At 63.9% G+C, this 19,540-nt stretch carries 15 protein-coding genes; 5 read left to right on the plus strand and 10 right to left on the minus strand.

From position 1 onward, the window contains the following. Window positions 1-27: 27 nt before the first annotated feature. The 5 genes from AC3WLM_RS17745 to AC3WLM_RS17765 form a co-directional block, all read right to left on the minus strand. Window positions 28-1,389, minus strand: coding sequence for a mannitol dehydrogenase family protein (locus AC3WLM_RS17745; RefSeq protein WP_492478268.1), 1,362 nt, complete (start codon window positions 1,387-1,389; stop codon window positions 28-30). Next, complete coding sequence (uxaC, locus tag AC3WLM_RS17750; RefSeq protein WP_039335592.1) at window positions 1,386-2,801, minus strand: glucuronate isomerase; 1,416 nt, start codon at window positions 2,799-2,801, stop codon at window positions 1,386-1,388. The genes AC3WLM_RS17745 and uxaC overlap by 4 nt, the downstream gene beginning before the upstream one ends. Continuing rightward, window positions 2,801-4,402, minus strand: a complete 1,602-nt coding sequence (locus AC3WLM_RS17755) for a family 43 glycosylhydrolase (protein ID WP_492478269.1) — start codon at window positions 4,400-4,402, stop codon at window positions 2,801-2,803. Before AC3WLM_RS17755 ends, uxaC begins: the two co-directional genes overlap by 1 nt. Next, window positions 4,399-5,379, minus strand: a complete 981-nt coding sequence (locus AC3WLM_RS17760; protein WP_492478270.1) for an alpha/beta hydrolase — start codon at window positions 5,377-5,379, stop codon at window positions 4,399-4,401. The genes AC3WLM_RS17755 and AC3WLM_RS17760 overlap by 4 nt, the downstream gene beginning before the upstream one ends. 92 nt (window positions 5,380-5,471) lie before the next feature. Continuing rightward, complete coding sequence (locus AC3WLM_RS17765) at window positions 5,472-8,357, minus strand: TonB-dependent receptor (protein WP_492478271.1); 2,886 nt, start codon at window positions 8,355-8,357, stop codon at window positions 5,472-5,474. 253 nt (window positions 8,358-8,610) lie between these two features. On the opposite strand from AC3WLM_RS17765, the gene AC3WLM_RS17770 reads away from it, so the two are divergent. Both AC3WLM_RS17770 and AC3WLM_RS17775 read left to right on the plus strand, forming a co-directional pair. Next, complete coding sequence (locus tag AC3WLM_RS17770) at window positions 8,611-9,951, plus strand: pectate lyase family protein (protein ID WP_492478272.1); 1,341 nt, start codon at window positions 8,611-8,613, stop codon at window positions 9,949-9,951. Beyond that, entirely contained in the window at window positions 9,948-10,343 is a 396-nt protein-coding gene (locus AC3WLM_RS17775; protein WP_492478273.1) for a cupin domain-containing protein, read from the plus strand. Before AC3WLM_RS17770 ends, AC3WLM_RS17775 begins: the two co-directional genes overlap by 4 nt. Here AC3WLM_RS17775 and AC3WLM_RS17780 read toward each other — a convergent pair. From AC3WLM_RS17780 to AC3WLM_RS17800, 5 genes are all read right to left on the minus strand, one after another. Next, window positions 10,312-11,856, minus strand: a complete 1,545-nt coding sequence (locus AC3WLM_RS17780) for a carboxylesterase/lipase family protein (protein ID WP_492478274.1) — start codon at window positions 11,854-11,856, stop codon at window positions 10,312-10,314. The genes AC3WLM_RS17775 and AC3WLM_RS17780 overlap by 32 nt on opposite strands. After that, entirely contained in the window at window positions 11,843-12,853 is a 1,011-nt protein-coding gene (locus AC3WLM_RS17785; RefSeq protein WP_492478275.1) for a sugar kinase, read from the minus strand. The genes AC3WLM_RS17780 and AC3WLM_RS17785 overlap by 14 nt, the downstream gene beginning before the upstream one ends. A 14-nt stretch (window positions 12,854-12,867) precedes the next feature. Further along, the gene (kduD, locus tag AC3WLM_RS17790) at window positions 12,868-13,635 is read right to left on the minus strand and encodes a 2-dehydro-3-deoxy-D-gluconate 5-dehydrogenase KduD (RefSeq protein WP_193828750.1); all 768 of its coding nucleotides are present in this window, start codon (window positions 13,633-13,635) and stop codon (window positions 12,868-12,870) included. A 26-nt stretch (window positions 13,636-13,661) separates the two neighbouring features. Beyond that, window positions 13,662-14,300 (minus strand): RpiB/LacA/LacB family sugar-phosphate isomerase, encoded by a 639-nt coding sequence (locus AC3WLM_RS17795; RefSeq protein ID WP_492478276.1) that lies wholly within the window; start codon window positions 14,298-14,300, stop codon window positions 13,662-13,664. 114 nt (window positions 14,301-14,414) lie between these two features. After that, window positions 14,415-15,431: a LacI family DNA-binding transcriptional regulator gene (locus tag AC3WLM_RS17800; protein WP_492478277.1), complete on the minus strand. Its 1,017-nt coding sequence runs from the start codon at window positions 15,429-15,431 to the stop codon at window positions 14,415-14,417. Window positions 15,432-15,632: 201 nt separating this feature from the next. Here AC3WLM_RS17800 and AC3WLM_RS17805 point away from each other — a divergent pair, with 201 nt between their 5' ends. From AC3WLM_RS17805 to AC3WLM_RS17815, 3 genes are all read left to right on the plus strand, one after another. After that, complete coding sequence (locus AC3WLM_RS17805; protein WP_492478510.1) at window positions 15,633-17,132, plus strand: UxaA family hydrolase; 1,500 nt, start codon at window positions 15,633-15,635, stop codon at window positions 17,130-17,132. Window positions 17,133-17,213: 81 nt separating this feature from the next. Then, window positions 17,214-18,023: a 2-keto-4-pentenoate hydratase gene (locus AC3WLM_RS17810; protein WP_039336007.1), complete on the plus strand. Its 810-nt coding sequence runs from the start codon at window positions 17,214-17,216 to the stop codon at window positions 18,021-18,023. A 53-nt stretch (window positions 18,024-18,076) separates the two neighbouring features. Beyond that, a complete protein-coding gene (locus tag AC3WLM_RS17815) occupies window positions 18,077-19,360 on the plus strand; it encodes an MFS transporter (protein WP_193828752.1) in 1,284 nt (427 codons plus the stop codon). Window positions 19,361-19,540: the final 180 nt, after the last annotated feature.

The raw sequence follows: 19,540 nt of genomic DNA on the forward strand, positions 1-19,540 counted from the left end.
GACGGCTACAGGATGGGGCCAATCAGGCTATTGCGGCCGCCAACTGCTGGTAAGCAGCCCGCCTTCACCGAACAGCGCGGTCATGGGATCGGCGCTTTTGGCGGTGCGGGAGAGTTTGTCGGCGAGGGGGTCGTCGACGGGTCCGTTGTGGCCTTGCAGGTGGTGGATCCAGGCGGTCAGGCCTTCGCGTATGGCGGGGCAGGTGCGGCCGTGTTTCTCGTTGTGCGCCAGCGTCTCGAGCCAGCGCTGCGGGATCTTCTGCGAGCCGTCCATGGCGATCTGGATCAGGCGGTGGTTGAGGCTGGGATTGGCGAAGCGGGCGATCAGCGCATCGGCATAGGCGGCAAGGTCCTGCCCCGGTGCGGTCGCGATCGTCGGTGCGGCTTCGTTGCGCATCAACTGCTCGGCAAGGCTGCGCAAGGCAGGATCGGCAATGGCTTCGTGGACATATTCATGGCCCGCCCTGAGCCCGCAGTATGCCAGCAGCGAGTGCGCGCCGTTGAGCATGCGCAGCTTGGCCGTCTCGTAAGGGGCAACCTCGGAGACGATCTGCGCGCCGACAGCTTCCCAGCGCGGACGCGGGGACGCAAAGCGGTCCTCGATCACCCACTGGCTGAACGGTTCGGTGACGACACAAGCTTCATCCTGGCAGGCTTCATCCTGGCAGGCCTCGTCTTCAGGACCGCCCAGCGCTGCTGCCACCGCCGCGCGGTCCTCGTCGGTCGTGGCGGGCACGATGCGGTCGATCATCGTCGCGGGGCAGGTGCAGTTCCGATCGAACCAGTCCACCAGATCAGGCTCGTGCCGGGCAAGGTACTGGCGCATCAGGCGCTCGAGTATCGCGCCGTTCTCGGCCAGGTTGTCGCACGACAGCAGCGTCACGCCGGGCAGTCCCGCCTTGGCCCGCGCCAGCAGGCCTTGCGTGACGAAGTAGTAGAAGCTCAAGGAATGCGCGAGGTCGAAGTCGAGGCTGCCAACAGGATTGCGGCAGTAGCCCTTCTCGGTCACCGTCAGGCTGACGATGCGGGTGGCAGGCGCAGCCACGGCGGCAATCACCGCATCGGGTTCCTCGCTCGCCACCAGCACGTTGCGGACCGATCCCACGATCCTCGCGCGCATCCCGTCGTCCGATTGCTCGGCCACCGTATAGAGCCCGCCTTGCGGGTTCATCTGCCGCGCAACGCCTGCCGAGCGCAGCGAGACACCGGTGATCATCCAGTCACGGTCACCAGCATTCATCGCCGCATCGGTGTACCAGGCCTGATGCGCGCGGTGGAATGCGCCGATGCCGAAGTGGACGATGCCAACCTCTTGGCTTTCGCGATCGTAGAGCGGGCGAGCAACCTCTGCGGGCAGGGCTGCCAGCGTGTCCGGGGACAGGCGCTTCACAGGTTATAGGCCTTCTTCGCCAGATTGTACGACAGGTCCTGCGCAAGCTCTGCCGCTTCCCAGTCCTCGATGCGGTGCTCGGCCACCAGCTGCGCCAGGAAGCCGCAATCGATGCGCCGGGCAACGTCGTGCCGTGCCGGGATCGAAAGGAAGGCGCGGGTATCGTCGTTGAAGCCGACGGTGTTGTAGAAGCCCGCCGTCTCGGTCGTCATCTGGCGGAAGCGCTTCATGCCTTCCGGGCTGTCGTGGAACCACCAGGCCGGGCCGAGCTTGAGGCAGGGGTAGTGCCCGGCCAGCGGCGCGAGTTCGCGGGCATAGGCGCTCTCGTCCAGCGTGAAGAGGATGATCGAGAGGTCCTTCTCGTTGCCGAACCGGTCGAGGAGGGGCTTCAGGGCATGGACGAAGTCGGTGCGGGTCGGGATGTCGGCGCCCTTGTCGCGCCCGAAGCGTTCGAACAGCGCGGCATTGTGGTTGCGGAAGGACCCGGGGTGGATCTGCATGACAAGGCCATCGTCCAGGCTCATCGCCGCCATCTCGGTCAGCATCTGGGCGCGGAACAGCTCGGCGTCCGAGGAATGGAACTCGCCCGAAACCACCCGCTCGAACAGCGCAGCCGCTTCGGATGCGGAAAGGTTGGCGGTTGCTGCCGTGGGATGGCCATGGTCGGTGCTGGTCGCGCCCATGTCCTTGAAGAAGGCGCGGCGCTGGCGGTGGGCGGCAAGGTAGCCGGCCCACGTGCGGCAGTCCTCGCCGGTCAGCCCCGAGAACAGGTCGAGGTTCGCTGAAAAACCCTCGAACTCCGGGTCGATCACCGGATCGGGACGATAGGCGGTGATGACGCGGCCCTGCCATCCGCCGGCGCGCGCGTTCTCGGCGCGGATCGCGGCGTGGTGCTCCAGAGTGTCGAGCGGGCTCTCGGTCGTGGCGATGACCTCGATGTTGTAGCGATCGAACAGCGCGCGCGGGCGGAAGCTGTCGCTGGCCAGCATCTCGGTGATCGTGTCGAAATAGAGGTCGGCAGTCTCCGCGCCCAGCTGCACGCCCATGCCGAAGGCCTCGGCGAAGACCCAGTCGAGCCACATCCGCGAAGGCGTGCCGCGAAACAGCCAGTAGCGTTCGGCGAACAGCCGCCATGCCGCGCGCGGATCGACCGCCTTGTTGCGCACGCCGAGGTCTTCCAGCGCCACCCCTTGCGAATAGAGCATGCGGAAGACGTAGTGGTCGGGCACCAGCAACAGGTCGGTGGCATTGCCGAAGGTCTCGTTGCCCGCAAACCAGCGCGGATCGGTATGACCATGCGGGCTGACGATCGGCAAACCCGCAACGCTTGCATGAAGCTCGCGCGCAATCGCGCGCACCGATGGATCGGCCGGCAAAAGCCGGTCCGGATGAAGCTCAAGTATGCGGGGCATCAGTCGTCCAGTGCGGTGAAAATGAAGTTGCGGAATTTCGTTTCGCCCGGTCCTGCGGCATAAAGGCCGGGACGCAGCATCAGGAAACCGCCACGGACGTTGTGGTGATAGCCTGAGACTTCCATTCCGCGGTCGAACTTGCGCCAGGTGCGTCCGCCATCACCCGAGGTGTGATAGCTGACGATGTGGCGACGATTGGTCACGCGGATCCGCATGGCCAAACCGTGCGGGTTCGCTGGCCGGCCGCGCTCCATCCCGTACTGATGCGTGACGAAACGCTCCCTGTCGAAGCCTAGACCGGCATAAAGCTTGTCGTCGTAGAACAGCACAAGTCCAGCAGTGGCGCCCTCGGCCAGCTCGATGTCGCACTCGAACTGATAGGACGTATCTCCCGCGATCTGCAGCAAGGGCGAACCGGACGATGGTGCCAGACCCTTGCCCTTGAAGAACAGGGTCCTGTCGGAAACGCGCACGCGGTCCGCTTCATCGGGTGCCGGGCGGAAGAACGACCATTTTGTTCCGAGTTGCAGCGTGCTGAAATTGTCGCTTAGCGGCATTCCGTGGGGAAGCGCCTCGCCCCCTCTCGGTTTGGCCAGGGGCTTGGAGAGATCGCCGCCTTGCATGTGAAACCAGCCATCTGCAGTCGAGGCGACTGGATCAAGCAAGCACTGGCGTCCAAGCGTCCAGAAGCTGTTCTCGAAACCATGATAAAGGCTCCACCACGATCCGTCAGGAGCTTCGACCAAGCTGGCGTGGCCACGTGACCACCATGCCTCGCGCACGTCCTTGGTTCGGACGAGTGGATTGCCGGGATGCTGCTCCCAGGGTCCGTGGATCGACTTCGACCGTGCGGCAATGACCATGTGGCCTGTGGGCGGGCCGGCAGTGCCACCGACGGCGGTGAGCATGTAGAACCATTTGCCGATGCGATGGATCTTGGGACCTTCGGGCGAGAAGCCTTCGACGTCCCATTCATCGGGATATCGCCATGGGTCGTAGACATGTTCGACCGGGCCTGCGATCTTCAGGCCATCGTCCGAAAGACGTACGCGATCGCCGCCCGACAGGAACAGCCAACGCGAACCATCTTCGCCGACCGCATGGCACGGATCGATATGGTCGTGCAGTCCAAGTGGGACCGGATCGCTCCACGGCCCGTCGATATGATCGGCATGGATCACGTAGATCTCGTTGCGTGGGAGAGCCTTCACCGGGATGTAAAGGAAGTAGCGTCCGGCGTGTTTCTCAAGGCTGACTGCCCAGACCGATCCGATGTTCCTGTGTAGCGCAGGCTTGCGCGGCTGCCAGTTCACCAGATCGCGTGAGTGCCAGATCAGCAGCCCGGGATAGCTCTCGAAGCTGGAGAAGGTGAGGTAATAGTCCTTGCCGTCCTTGAGGATCGCCGGATCCGGACGGTCGCCCGAAAGGATCGGGTTTAGAAACATGCCGTTGCCCAGATCGGCAACGCGCTGGTTGTCGAAGCCCCGGTGCCGCGAGGGGACCTCGCGCGGCGCAGGTGCTGCGTTTGCTCCGAGAGGCGCGGCAAGACCGAAAGAGACGAGGGCGGCAGATTTCAGCGCATCACGGCGATTCACAGTCATAGCGCCAGTCCCGTGGTTCGCGCCCACGCGCGCCAAAGATCCGGCCAGACCTCGGCCGGCTTGCCGATTGCCTTGCGCAGGCCAAAGCCATGGCCGCCGAACTCGAACAGGTGGGTCTCGACGCGCACGCCTAGTGCCTTGGCGGCGGCACGAAGCAGCAGTGTATTGTTCACCGGTACCGCGTCATCGTCCTCGGCATGAAGCAGGAACAGTGGCGGGGCATCGCGCGGCATGTTGCGGTGAGGGGAATGCGCAGCTTCCATCTCCGGCGCAGCGGCCTTGCCGACCAGGAGTTCGCGCGAACCGGGATGGGCATCGGGTGCGGACATCGAGACCACCGGATAGATCGGCGCGGCGCTGTGCGGTTTGGCCGACAGCGCGTCTGCCGCATCGACCGGGGCATAAGTCTTCACCGCAAAGCGCGTGGCAAGATCGGCGCAGAGATGACCGCCGGCGGAGAAACCCATTGCAGACACGCGTTCCGGATCAATTGCGAAATCCCTGGCGCGCTGGCGAATGAGGCGCATGGCGCGCTGCGCATCGGATAGTGCGACATCCGGACCCGCTGCCCAGCCCTCCCCGGGCAGGCGATAGAACAGGACGAAGGCGGTGAAGCCACGGGCAGCGAGCCAGCGGCCCATCTCGTACCCTTCCTTGTCGACCACAACCCAGCGATAGCCGCCGCCCGGCGTGATCAGGACCGCAGCGCCGTTCGGGCGGTCTGGCCGGAAGACGGCAAGGCGCGGGCGGGATATCCCGAAGACGGCACGATCGGTGACGAGGCGGTCAGTCGAGCGCTCCTGCACGGTTTCGACAAGTGCTTTGGCCGGTTGGCCGGGCGCGCCGCTTGGCCAAAGATCGATCGTTTCGGATGGCTGTGGCAGGCCAGGGGGCAGGGGGCCTCCGGACACGGCGGGCGGCGTCGTCTGGCCACTCGCTGCTGCACCGAGGCCGAGTGAAAAAAGAGAAGCTGCCATGAAAAATCGACGATCCAGTGATCCTACGACAGTCATGGCAGCTCCTTCTGAGGTACCGGGCGCGGGAGGGATGCGCCCGGCAGGGTTGGTCGTCAGTACTTGAAGCGGGCGCCCACCAGGATGTTGCGCCCATAATGATTGTTCTCGTAGTTCCGGTTCGCGTCGATGTCGGTGTAGCGATAGCGGTAGGTATCGAGCAGGTTGTTGCCCTCGACCGAGAGTTCGACCCAATCGGTCAGCTTGAACCGCATCGAGGCGTCGAGGTTGAACATCGACCCATAGCCTTCGAGCAGATTGCCGGTGCCGCTGGCACCCTCGTGATAGCGGCCGCGATAGGTGCCCATCACGCGGGCCGAGAAGCGGCCGTCGTCATAATACAGCGTGCCGTTGAAGGCCCACTTCGAGACGTTGGCGAGCGCGCTGTTCACCAAAATCGGCGCAACCAAAGCGCCCCCTGGTGTCGTTGCCGGGCCTGCAAGGCTGAAGGTGGCGCTGCTGTCGATATACGTCGCGTTGGCCAGTATGCCGAAATTGCCGACAAAACCTTCAGTGAAGATCTTGAACGGAATCTGCGCCGCCACTTCCACGCCCTTCAACGTAGCCCCTTCGCCGTTGACGATGGTTGTCAGTTGCCAGATCCGCTGGTTCAGCAAGTCCGGATTGAGGGCTGCGGGGGAAGACGGATTCAGTACTGACACGGGAAGCCCGGTCTGCGCGAAGGTCGCTTCGGGGATAACCGACGATTGCGTAAAGGTGGCGATGTCCTTGATGAAGCCTGCCACCGAGAGCAGAGCTTGGGGAGCAAAATACCACTCCACGGCAAGGTCATAATTCGTGGCACGGAACGGCTTCAGAAACGGGTTGCCACTGTTCACGCGGAAGTTGAAGCCATCAGCCGAGCCGCCCGGCGTGAGCGAGCCAAGCGAAGGGCGCGTAATGACTTCCGCTATCGCCCCACGAATGATCACGTTTTCGGAAGGATATAGTGCTAGATTGGCTGCTGGCAGCCAATCGTCGTACGACCGTTCGACCGTGGCCTGGGTCCCACTGACAAGACCATAGGAGGACTGTTCGGTCTTCACATAGCGGATGCCTGCGTTGAGCGCATAGCGCAGGCCCAGTAGTTCGCCCTTGCCGTCGAACTGCAGGTAACCGCCCTTGGTGGTTTCCTGGACACCGCGAATGTTGCCAGCATCGGGAACGAGCGCGCGGTCGTAGAGCTTCGTCAGCGCCGTGGTGGTTTCGAGATTCGGAACCAGCCAGGCGTTGGTGTTGCCTGCTGGCTGCCCGGCATTGCCGAGGTTGAACATCTGCGCCAATTGCGCCGTCACCGGGATGCCGTAAACGGCCGTCGGGCCAAAGACTGAAGAGGCCGAACACGTGATCGTGCCAAGCACGCGGTCAAGCCCACCATTGCCGCACACAGCGGTGTCGCGGGTGTAGGATTCGGTGTCGAAATTGAAGCGGCGCCACATCGCACCGGCCTTCACGGTGAAGCCCTCCGCAACGTCCCATTCCGTGCGGAACTGCACGGTCTTGAACTTGTTCACCACGGTCGATGGGCGGTCGCGGATTTCGGCGAGCTGGAAGTTGGCCGGGTCGGTCACGCTGGTGCCGAAGGTCAGCTTCGGGCTCTTCATGTCGGTGTAGTCGAAGCTGTACCCCTGCGCGTCACGATCATCGAAGATCATCGTGGTTTCGACCGGGATGTCGGCATCCGATTTCGAGAAACCGCCGAGCACCGTAAAGCGCAAGGTATCCGACAGGTCCTGGTCCCAGGTGCCGCCGACCTGATAGAACTCGGTCTTGCTCTTGCGAAGGTAATGCTCCGTGCGGACCCATGCATCGTTGAGCGTCGCCGAGATCATGTTGTTGTTGCTGTCGTAGACCGGGTTCACGACGTCGATCGAACGCTCGTTGCTGCGCAGCAGGACTTCGCCCCACTGCTCTTCGCGATCGGCGTTGAAGCGGGAAAAGAGCCCATCGATCGAGAACTTGGTGGCATCGGTCGGCGCGAACTGGACCGAGCCGGTCAGGCCCAGGCGTTCGCGGTCATGCTTGACCTCGCCGTAGCGCGGAATGCGGGGGTGGAAGGCAAGCGCGGCCTTGTCGCACGCGGCGTTGCGACCGACGGTGTAGGTCCCGCCGGAGTTCTGGCGGCCGGTCAGGTCGGTGGCGCTCTGCGTGAAGCATGGCGCGCCATTGACGGAGTCAAAGCGGGCCTGTGACCAGCGCACCGTATTGTTGCCAAGCTCAAGGACCTTGGTTTTCTGGTACGCGGCAGAAAGAGACACACCGAAGGTGCCGGAATCGTTGCGCCAGCTGAGCAGGCCGGCGAGACGCGGGCCGACATAATCCGACAGGTCGTTGTAGGTGCCGACGACCGAGGCGACGCCGGTGAAGCCGGCCTTGCCGGCCAGAGGGTTGCCGGTGTTGAGATCGACCACGGCGCCCAGCGAACCTTCATCGAGGCTTGCTTCTGCGGTCTTGTGGACGACGATCGAACTGAAGAGCTCGGAAGCGAAGACGTTGAAGTCGAATGCGCGGTCGCGGTTCGCCGATGCGCCGTCGGTCGACGTCGCCACGGTTTCAAGACCGTTGACGCGGACGCGGGTGAACTGGCTCGACAGACCGCGCACGGTAATGGCGCGGCCTTCACCGGCATCGCGGGAGATCGAGATGCCGGGGATGCGCTGCAGCGATTCGGCAAGGTTCTGGTCTGGGAACTTGGCGATGTCCTCGGCGACGATGGCATCCACTGCGCCGACGGCGTTCTTCTTGACGTTGATGGCCGCTTGGAGTGACTGGCGGAATCCGGTCACGACGATCGCATCATCAATAGCCGCATCGTCTGCGCCGACTTGTGCTTCGGGAGCTGCGACCGCTTCCTGCGCCTGGGCAAGACCGCTTGCCGCGAGCCCGCCGCCCGCCAGCAACGCCATCCTGAACAGCGATATGCGCGAAACTGAAGTAAGCATGATGAATCCCCTCATTGCCCTTGTCGAGGCCATTGATACCGGTGTCAAAGAGGGATGACGCGAAGCGACAACCTTTCTGTGCACCACTGCTCCCGCAAGCCGGCCCTGCTACCAACATGGTACCGGCTATCGATCCGATCCCGCAGCGATCATGCCCGCAAAGGCTTGGCATGTCATTTAGGTAACCGGTGTCATTATTTATTGCCCTTGCATCGCGCCTCTGTCAATAACCATGCCAATGGGAGAGTCTGCGATGCATCAGAGACTGCAAAAGTTCACGATTTCCGCCATTTTCGCCATTCTGCTGGCAACGACCGCCTGGGCCGGGCCGCACCCCGCCGATCCGACCAAGGGCGGGGCCAACGGGCGAATCATCCGCGTTACCACGCTGGCAAAAGCTGGCCCTGGATCACTTGCCGAGGCGCTTGCCGCAAAGGGTCCGCGCACCGTCGTGTTCGAGGTCGGCGGCACGATCGACATGGGCCGCGACACGCTGGAGATCACCGAGCCGTTCGTTACGGTAGCGGGACAGACTGCGCCGTCGCCGGGAATCACGATCGTCAAGGGTGGCATCGATCTGAAGACGCACGACGTCATCCTTTCCCACTTGCGCGTGATGACCGGTGCTGATGGTCAGGCCAAGCTTTCAGGCTGGGAGGCTGACGCCTTCTCGACTGTGGCGGCGCGCAATGTCGTGGTCGAACATTGTAGCTTCCTGTGGGCGCTCGATGAGAACATGTCCGCGTCGGGACCGCGCTTCACCGGCAATTCCGTGGCCGAATGGCGCGCTGGTACCAGCCACGACATCGTCTTCCGCGAGAACATCGCTGCGGAAGGACTTGCCAATGCCAGCCACCCCAAGGGTGAGCATTCCAAGGGTTCGCTCATCCATGACAATGCGACGAACATCACCTTCTACCGCAACGTCTGGGCGCATAATGTCGAGCGTTCGCCACTGGTGAAGGGCGGCGCGCAGGTCACCATGATCAACAATGTGATCTACAATCCCGGCCACCGCGCGGTGCATTACAACCTGATGAACCTCGAATGGGGCGGCCACGACTATGTGACTGGCGAGATCACTGCAGTTGGCAACGTCATGCGTGGCGGCAACGATACCGATCCGGGCCTGCCGTTCCTGATGCTGGGCGGCGATGGCGATCTCAAGTACTTCGGCAAGGACAACCGCGCGGTCGACCGCCACGGCAACCCCCTTCCGCAGTTCGGCCGCTATGGCGAGACGCGGGCCAGGTTGATCACCGCGAAAGCGCCCCTGACCGACATCTCTCGCTACAACACCCTGCCTTCGGGTGAGGTAGAGACGTCCGTGCTGCAGACAGTCGGCGCGCGTCCGTGGGATCGTGCGCCCGATGATATCCGGGTGCTGTTCTTCGTCGCCGAAGGACGTGGCGACATCATCGACGACGAGAAAGAAGTCGGCGGCTATCCGCACACCGTGGCCACATTCGCTCCCTTCGTCGAGGCCGACTGGAACCTCGATACGATGACGCCGAAGTCGGGCCGGTATCCGGGCCAGAAGGCGGGACCGCAGGAGAAACTCTCCTCCCGCGACGTGACGATGCGCCAGCCATGAACGCGGTCTTCGCCCTGTTGCTTGCCGCAGCGCCGCCCATGGCGGTCATCGATGAGGTGGACACCATGCGGCGTGAACCCCCGCCGCATGGCGGCATCGGCATGAGCACTGCATGGCGGATCAGTGACGCGGTGCCTCAGCCGCGCCGCATGGAGTTCCGCCGCCGCACTCTGGATGTCGGCGCGGCAATCGGCGAACATCCCATCGCGCACGATGAGGTCTACTACGTGCTCGAAGGCGAAGGCGAAGTCGTGTCTGACGGGCAGCGTGCCGTGCTGAGGAAGGGCATGACCGCCTACCTCTACGAAGGCGCGGTCGTCGGCATCACGCAGCGCGGGGACGCGCCTCTGGCACTGATCATCAGCTACCCGGTTGAATGTAAGGTGCCGTAGCCCAGAGTTCGCGCTCCCACCGGCGTGGATCGTTGACGGTCTGGACCCGGCCGTCCGAAACCACCAGCGTCTCCCGGTCTGGAAGGGTGTACGGCATCCATTCCGCCAGCCCGGGCTGGCCGGTCTTGGCAAGGCCGGCGAATGCTTGCATCAGCAGGCTGCTGGTGGTCCGAGCGCCTGCATCCGTCCCGCTCATGCTGCCGGGCGCATCCAGCGTCCCGAAGACGTAAGGGATGTCATCGGTATGTGCGGCACCGCGCAAGGGATCGCTGGGAGAAGCGCGGTCCAGCTGATAGACCCAGGTGGCTTTGGCACCAGCCTTCGCCCGCTCGTCTGCCTCGATCACTTGCCCGGGCCACGAGCGGCCCGCCGTGGTCGCGGAGTAAAACACCTGATCTGGCGTCCATTGCGGGTATTGCGCGCGGTACTGCGCGACGACCCAATCGACGTCGAGATCGATCTTGATCTCTGGCGCTATGCGGGCCGCGAGGTTGTCCCAGGCCAGCCCCTGTAGCTTTGGCCCACGCGGATCGATGAAGGCCCGGGTCTCTTCGCGCACATTGCCCAGGATCATCGGTATTCCCAGTGACTGGGGCGCCGCATCCGGCCAGAACGGGTGGCGGGGCAGATTGGTCATGTCCAGCACCGGGCCCATGTAAAGGTTGCCACCCATGATCGGGTCGGGTGCGGCAAGGCCTTCGACGAGTCGCTGCACAGGCATCGTCTGAAGTGTTTCCACGTCATCGGGGCGCAGCTTCAGCGCTGCTAGCAGGGCAAGCGTCCGCTTCCATGCGTTCCCGGGTCCGCTCGCCACGACTTGCTGGCCGCTCATCGTTGCCGCCGCATGGAACAGGCCGTCAGCCGCCGGCATCGCCATCAGTGTCGCAATCTTGGCGCCGCCTCCCGATTGGCCGAAGACCATGACCCGCGCCGGATCTCCACCGAACGCGGCTATGTGGTCGCGCACCCATTGAAGGGCAAGGATCAGGTCCAGCTGCCCAAGATTACCGCTGTCCGCAAACTGCGGCCCGAAAGGCTTGAGCCAAGCATAGCCGAGTGCATTCAGCCGGTGGTTGACTGTGACGACGACGACGTCGCCCTGCGCCGCCAGCGTCCCGCCGCGCGTCAGCGGATCGGTGACCGTGCCGTTGGAATAGGCCCCGCCATGGAAATAGACCATGACCGCACGCCGCGCTCGCGGATTGGCATCCGGCGTCCATACGTTGAGGAACAGGCAGTCCTCGCTCTGCGCCAAGTCGGGATTGCCGCGTTGAGGAGCGATCGGGGCGAAGCTCTGCGCCCTTCGCGGCGGGCCTTGCCACGGCTCCGGCACGGCCCGTGCGAACCGCTCTGCACGGCCATAGCGAATGCCCTTGAAGGCCAGCACGCCATCCTCGCGCAGTCCGGTAAAGCGTCCCGCTTGCGGGTCTCCGGCTCTGCCCAGAACCGGCGATGCCGCGAGTGCCGCACTGGCGCCAAGCAACGCGCGCCGGGTCAGTTCACCGCCTGACATCGCCGCCTTCGGCGCTGAACGCAGCGAGTTCGCTCTGCCTTATTAAACAGAAGTCGCCGGGGACAGAGTGTTTGAGCGCAGCAAGCGCAAGGCCGCATTCGGCCATGGCCTGTGCATCGCCGCCTTGCAGGTAACGGTGCAGCACTCCGGCCGCGAAGGCGTCCCCGGTCCCGATCCGATCGATGATGCCGGTAACGTCGATCTCGGATGTCTGATGCTTTGACTCGCGCGCGTCGACGCGCGCCGCGATGCGATGGTGGTCGCTGCTGACCACCTGGCGTGCAGTCGAGGCGATCAGTTGCAGGTTGGGGAACGCGGCGAAGGCCGCTTCCACCGCCTCGCGCCGCCGTTCGGCGCCATCGCCCGAGAACGTCTTGCCGAGCAGCAGTGATATGTCGCGGTGGTTGCCGATGAGCACGGTCGCTGCACCCACCAGTTCGGTCAGCACGGCGCGCGGATCGCTGTTCCAGCTTTCCCAGAGCTGAGCCCGGTAGTTTCCGTCGAGGCAGATAGGTACGCCCGCGCTCTGCGCTGCAGCCACGGCGGCTCGGGCAAGCGCGACGCCATTGGGCCCGAGCGCAGGGGTTATGCCCGACAAGTGCAGCAGGCTCGCCCCTTCAAGCGCTCCTGCAAAGTCGAACGCCGAAGCGTCAGCATGCGCAAATGCGGACCCGGCGCGATCGTATGTGATCGATGAGGGCCTGAGCCCAGCGCCGGGCTCCATGAAATAGAGCCCCATGCGCCCGGCACCACGGGCGACGAAGCGGGTATCGACTCCGCCCGCGCCGAGTTCGGCCCGCGCCTTGTCGCCAAGGGGATTGTCGGGCAGCAGCGTCACCATGCGGGTGGCGTGGCCCAGCGAGGCGAGCGCGACGGCCACATTGGCTTCCGCCCCGCCGACAACCATCTCGAGGCTCTGCGCCTGGACCATCAGACGCGCGCCGGGTGGCGAGAGCCGCAAGAGCAATTCGCCAAAGCATACGAGGTGACCGGCCATCAGGGCGCCAGGGGTCACCGGGCCAGCCAGCCGCCGTCGACGGCCAGCACGTGTCCCTGCACGTAATCTGCCGCGCCGCTGGCAAGGAACACCGCTGCACCGCCGATGTCCGCCGGATCACCCCAGCGTCCTTCCGGTATACGCTCCATGATCTGGCGATTGCGCGTCTCGTCCGCTTGCAAAGCGGCGGTATTGTTCGTGGCGATATAGCCCGGTGCAATCGCGTTGACGTTCACACCCTTGGCCGCCCACTCGCAGGCAAGCAGTTTGGTGAGGCCGGCGACGCCGCTCTTGCTTGCGGTGTAGCTCGGCACCCGGATGCCGCCCTGGAAGCTCAGCATCGACGCAATGTTGATGATCTTGCCGCGCCGCCCGGTGGCCTCGCGGTTGGCGATCATGTGGCGGCCCGCCGCCTGCGAGAGGAAGAACACGGACTTGAGGTTGGTATCGACCACCGCGTCCCAGTCCTCCTCTGTGAAGTCCACCGCATCGGCCCGGCGGATGATGCCCGCGTTGTTGACCAGCACGTCGAGCCCGCCGAGCGAAGAGATCACCTGTTCGACCACAGACTGCACCGGTTCGATCGTCGAAAGATCGGCACCAACCACTTCGCAATTGCGCCCCAGTGCGCGAACTTTGGCTGCGGTTTCCTCGGCAGGCGTGCGGCCGACTGCGGCAATGTCTGCCCCCGCCTGTGCCAGCGCCACGGCAATGCCTTGGCCAATACCGGTGTTGGCACCAGTGACGACCGCAACGCGGCCCGATAGGTCGAACAGGTTCATCGTTATCCTCTCCCCTGGATCAGGGGTCAGGCCGAAAGGCCGCGCAGGTAGTCGGAGATAGCTTCGTCCTTGCAGTTGGCATAGAACAGGTCGGCAAACTTCTCGCCAGCGATGGCGGCCTTGAGCAGGTCCTGGTCAACGGTCTTGAGGACGGTCAGCATATCACGGCAGGAAGCTTCCTTGAGGCTCTTGAGGATGCCACGATTGGTCTTCATGATCGCCGCGCGTTCCTTGGGATAGCCAAGGCCGCGTTCGCCATCGAACAGTTTGCGGTACACGTCCTGCAGGTTCAGTTCGGCTGCCCAGCCGAAGCCCTTGGAGTAGGGCATCGAGATCGCGTTGCCATCGTTGATCTGGCCGAACAGGAACGCGTCTGTCGGGTCGATCACCAGTCCGCAGAACACGCTCGGCATGCTGTTTGCGGCAAGCATCGAACCCATCCCGGTGCCACAGCCAGTAACCACGAAGTCGGCAGCGCCGGAGTTGAGCAGGATGCCGGTAAGCAGGCCGTTCATCACGTAGGTCAGCGAGGCTTTGTCCTCGGGCGTGTACATGCCGTAATGATGAACCTCGTGGCCAAGCGGCTCTGCCACGGCGGCCAGCGATTCGCGGACGAGGCTGGCCTTTGCGGCCTGGCTGTTCTCGATGATCAATGCGATTTTCATGGGAATTCCTCTCGCTTCGGCTTGCTTGACCGAGCAGTTTGACGCGAATTTGACCCTTAGGTAACCGGTGTCATTGGTCGAAGCAAGCCCATTCGTGCGCCATTTTTGCAGGTATCAGCAGGTGGCGACCGACGCCCGCTCGATCAGGTCGGAAAGGAAGTGCGAGGGCTGCTTGCGCGCCTCTGCCGGGTCAATCAGCTTGAGCGCCGCGGCTCTGGCCATGGCCTGGATCGGCCAGCGCACGGTGGTGAGAGGGGGCCAGATATGAGCGGCGATCGCAGTGTCGTCAAAGCCGACGATCGAAAGGTCCTCCGGTACTGAAAGGCCGAGCGTCCGCGCCGCGTGCAGAACGCCTGCGGCCATCTCGTCGTTGCTCGCAAAGATTGCGCCGGGGCGGGGCGTTGCGGCGAGCAGCTTCCTGCCTGCGGCAATTCCCGTCTCGAACGTGTAGTTGCCCTCGGCCATGATGGCATCGTCCAAGGGGATCCCCGCCATCTCCAGCGCATCGCGATAGCCCAGCGACCGCTCGGCAGCGGAGCGGAAACCTTCGGGACCGGCGACGAAGCCGATGCGGCGGTGGCCCCGCCGGATCAGGTAGTCTATCGCTTGCGAAACCGCCTCGCGGTCGTTTGACGCCACCATGTGCTCGACTTCGTCAAGCTTGACCGATCCCATGCGCACGTAGGTGACGCCAAGTTCGTCGCACAGTTCGGCAAGCGCATCATTCTCGGAAATTGGCGGCAGAAGCATGACGCCGAACAGCCTTTGCTGTTCGAGAAAGGCCCGCACGTCGTCGAGCATGTCAGGCGAGCGGCGATTGACAGGACGAACGACAAGCGCAAACTCGGTATCGCGGATTGCGGAAAGGATCCCTTCCTGCACGCCCAGCACCATTTGCGCGTTGGGGTTATCGTGGATCAGGCCGATGAGGAAATTGCGGCGCAGGGCAAGGGCCCGGGCTTGAGGGTTGGGGACATAGCCCAGCTCCGCGATCACCGCCTCGACCTTCTCGCGCGTTGCATCGTTGAGCAGCGGCGAGCGGTTGATTACCCGGCTGACGGTTTTCTTCGAGACGCCCGAAAGGCGCGCCACGTCGTTGATTGTCGGCTTGCCGTCCTTCGACTTCTTCACACGTCGTCCCGTCGATCCGAGCCTAGTTCACGGTGACTTACACCGGTGTCAAGGCGTTGCAGCGTTCCTAGCCGGTTCTTGTCAGACTTTGCAATGGGCCGCGTGTCTTGGCCATTGACACCGGTTACCTAGAAGCTATCCAAAGACGGTGCCCTGCCGGGCGTTTTTTGGGAGAGTCGCGGATTGTCGGTCGCCGTTGCCATGCCGGACGTGCTGCGCGTTCACGCGATGGACAGCGTTGCGGTGGCGCTGCGTCCGCTTTCCCGCGAGGCGGCGGTCACAGTCGGCGGCGTCGCCCTTGCGATCATGGAAGACATTCCGCAGGGGCACAAGTTCGCCACGCGCGCCCACGCCGTCGGTGATCGGGTCGTGAAGTACGGATTGCCGATCGGCGTTGCCACCCAGGACATCCAGGTTGGCGAACACGTCCACGTCCACAACGTGAAGACCGCGCTTGACGGCGAACAGGTCTACTCTGCCGAAGTCGCACGCGGCGGATTGGCCACGGCGACCAGCGCTTCACGGACCTGGCAGGGCTACCGACGCCCCGATGGTCGTGCCGCGACGCGCAATGAAATCTGGATCCTGCCAACAGTGGGCTGCGTCGGTCGCACTGCGGAGCAGGTCGCCCGTGCTGCACAAGCACGCCATGCCGCCTTGATTGCGGAGGGCCGAATCGACGGTGTTCACGCGTTCAATCATCCTCACGGTTGTTCGCAATTGGGAGACGATCTCGACGCGACCCGCGCGTTGCTGGCTGGGCTGGCCGCCAATCCCAATGCGGCTGGCGTCTTGCTGCTCGGTCTGGGGTGTGAATCCAACCAGTTGAGCGCTTTGCTGGCCGCGCTGCCGCAAACGGAGCGGTCCAAGGTACGGACGCTGTCCTCGCAATCCGCTGGCGACGAATTGGTGGAAGCGGCAACGCTGGTAGACGAACTGGTCGAACTCGCAGTCTCCGCGCAGCGCGAGGACCTGCCGCTCTCCGCGCTGATCGTGGGGCTGAAGTGCGGTGGGTCCGATGGCTTGTCAGGTCTTACCGCCAATCCGATGCTCGGCCGCTTCAGCGAACGCCTGGCCGCATCCGGGGGCACGCCGATCCTCACCGAGATTCCGGAAATCTTCGGCGCGGAGCAGGCGCTGCTGGATCGCGCCGTCGATGCTCGGACGTTCGCGTCTGCCGCTGCGCTGGTGAACCGCTTCAAGCGTTACTACCTCGATCAGGGCCTGCCGGTGTCGGAAAATCCGTCGCCCGGCAACATCGCCGGCGGGATTACCACGCTCGAGGAAAAGTCTGCCGGCGCCGTGCAGAAGGCCGGGACCGCGCCGCTCGCTTCGGTGCTGGATTACGGGGGTCAGGCGGTCGAACCCGGCCTCGCCTTGCTCGAAGCGCCCGGAAACGATGCGGTTTCTTCCACGGCCCTTGCCGCAGCAGGTGCAACGCTCTTGCTGTTCACCACCGGGCGCGGCACGCCGTTAGGATTTCCGGTGCCTACGGTCAAGGTCGCCTCGAACCGGGCCCTGGCGCTGGCCAAGCCCCACTGGATCGATTTCGACGCCTCGCGCGTGCTCGATGAAGGCGAGCAGGCGGCAGATGCGGCTTTTCTCGAGACGCTGGTCGCTATCGCCAGCGGTCGCCGAACGGCCGCAGAACGCAGCGACCAGCGCGAAATGGCAATCTGGAAGAAGGGCGTAACGCTCTAATTGTATAACGCGACCGGATGGCTGAGACTTGTGATTGACACCGGTTTCCTATAGGCAGCCGGACGAATGAAGGACCAAGGGATGGGGACCGAATTGAACGAGAATGCGGATCAGGTTGCAGCGGCCTTCGTCAGCGCCCGCCGCGAGGCCCGCGTCCTCGAAACCTACCCCGGCACCGCGCCGCAGGGTCTCGACGATGCCTATGGCATACAGGGTCGCGCCATTTCGATCGACGGGCGTGAGGTCGTCGGCTGGAAAGTCGGGCGCATCAATCCCCCTCTCGACGCGTCGCTTGGCGCCAACCGCCTTGCGGGCCCGATCTTTGCGGACAGCGTCGTCGACGCCAATGTCGGCGATACTCCAACGATGCCGGTCTATGCAGGAGGCTTCGCCGCCGGCGAGGCCGAGTTCCTTGTCCACGTCGCGCCGGGCTTCAAGGGTCCGGTTCCTGCTGACGACGCCGGCACGATCGCGATAGTTGATGATGTCCGCATCGGGATCGAGATTGCAAGTTCGCCCTACCCGGGCATCAATGCCGATGGTCCGGCGGTTACCGTGTCCGACTTCGGTAACAACACTGGCCTGGTGCGTGGCGCCGCTCTGCCCAACTGGCAGTCGACCGACCTCTGCTCAATCAGGGTCAGGAGCGAGATTGACGGCGTCGAAGTCGGGTCGGCAACCGCTGCCGCGATGCTCGACGGGCCCTACGGTGCGGTGCGCTTCTTGCTTGGCAATCTGCTGGCTCGAGGCTTCGATGTGTCGCAGGGCCTATGGGTCTCCACCGGTGCCGTGACCGGCGTGCACGAGATCGCCGTCGGCCAGGAATTTCGTGCGATCTTCGAGGGCCACGGCGAATTGACCTGCTCGATCATCGCGGCGGGCCCCCGCTGAATTGCACTTGGCGGCACAGCCCGTAACGGGTTGGCCGCTTCGGGAGAGAAGCAATGGACCAGAACTTCAACCCGGCTGCAGCCGCCTCTGCCAAGGCCGGGCGCTACCGCTGGGTCATCGTTGCCCTGCTGTTTGCGGCCACGGCAGTCAACTACATCGACCGCCAGATGATCGGCGTGCTCAAGCCGACGCTAGTGGCCGAGTTCGGCTGGAGCGAGACCGATTTCGCCCAGATCGTGTTCTGGTTCCAGGTCGCATATGCCATCGGCTACATTGGCTTTGGCCGCATCGTTGATGTGGTCGGCGCGAAGCTTGGCTATACCATCGCAATCGTGATCTGGACTGCCGGGCACGTGGCGCACGGCTTCGCAACCGGTCTTGTCAGCTTTGCCGCCGCGCGCTTCGGTCTCGGCGTCGGGGAAAGCGGGAACTTCCCGGCTGGCATTCGCGCCGTCACCGACTGGTTCCCCCAGCGCGAGCGCGCCTATGCGATCGGCCTGTTCAACGCCGGTGCCAATGTGGGCGCGATCATCACGCCACTGCTGGTCCCGGCGCTTGTGCTGTGGTTCGATTGGCGCGCCGCATTCTTCATCACCGGCATCTTCGGTGTGGCATGGCTCGTCGCATGGTGGCTGATCTATCGCCATCCTGCCGAACACCCGCGCGTCTCGCCGGCTGAACTTGCCTGGATACAGCAGGACCCGGCAGACCCGGTGGAGCAGATCGGCTGGGCAAAGCTTCTGACCGTGCGCGAGACCTGGGCCTATGCGCTTGGCAAGTTCCTGATCGACCCGGTCTGGTGGTTCTTCCTGTTCTGGCTGCCCGGCTACCTGTTCGAGCGCTATGACATGGACCTCAAGACATTCGGTCTGCCGCTCGCGGCGATCTACCTGATTTCCGATGGTGGTTCGATCTTCGGCGGATGGATGTCCTCCCGCCTGATCAAGGCTGGCCGCACTCCGAACTTCGCGCGCAAGGCCACGATGTTTCTGTGCGCCGTGGCGGTACTGCCGATCTGGTTCGCGCAGAGCCTCGACAGCGTGTGGGCTGCCGTATTCATCATCGGGCTTGCCACTGCGGCGCATCAGGCCTTCTCGGCGAACCTCTACACGCTGCCTTCAGACGTGTTCCCCCGTGGGGCGGTAGGCTCTGTGGTCGGCATTGGCGGCACGGTCGGGGCTCTCGGCGGGATGGGCATGGCCCTGTTCACCGGGTACATCCTCGACAAGACCGGCGGCTCGTACGAGGTTCTTTTCGCCATCTGCGCCAGCAGCTACCTGCTTGCCCTGGCTGTCGTGCATATACTCAGCCCGCGGCTCGCTCCAGCAGCCGTTTGAGGCGCGTTGGCAAGCGAGGCGCTGCACGAGAGCGTCATTGAAAGGGGCACTCCCTACCCGTTGCTTCGACCATCATCCGAGTGACGCCAGGGACCAATGCAGGGACTGGCTCCTCTGGGTCATCGGTGCAGCCCAAGGTAAGTCCTTGCCAAGCCGTTTGACGTCGAGATCTGTCAACGG

The organism is Novosphingobium sp. FW305-C-30-35 (assembly GCF_058783135.1).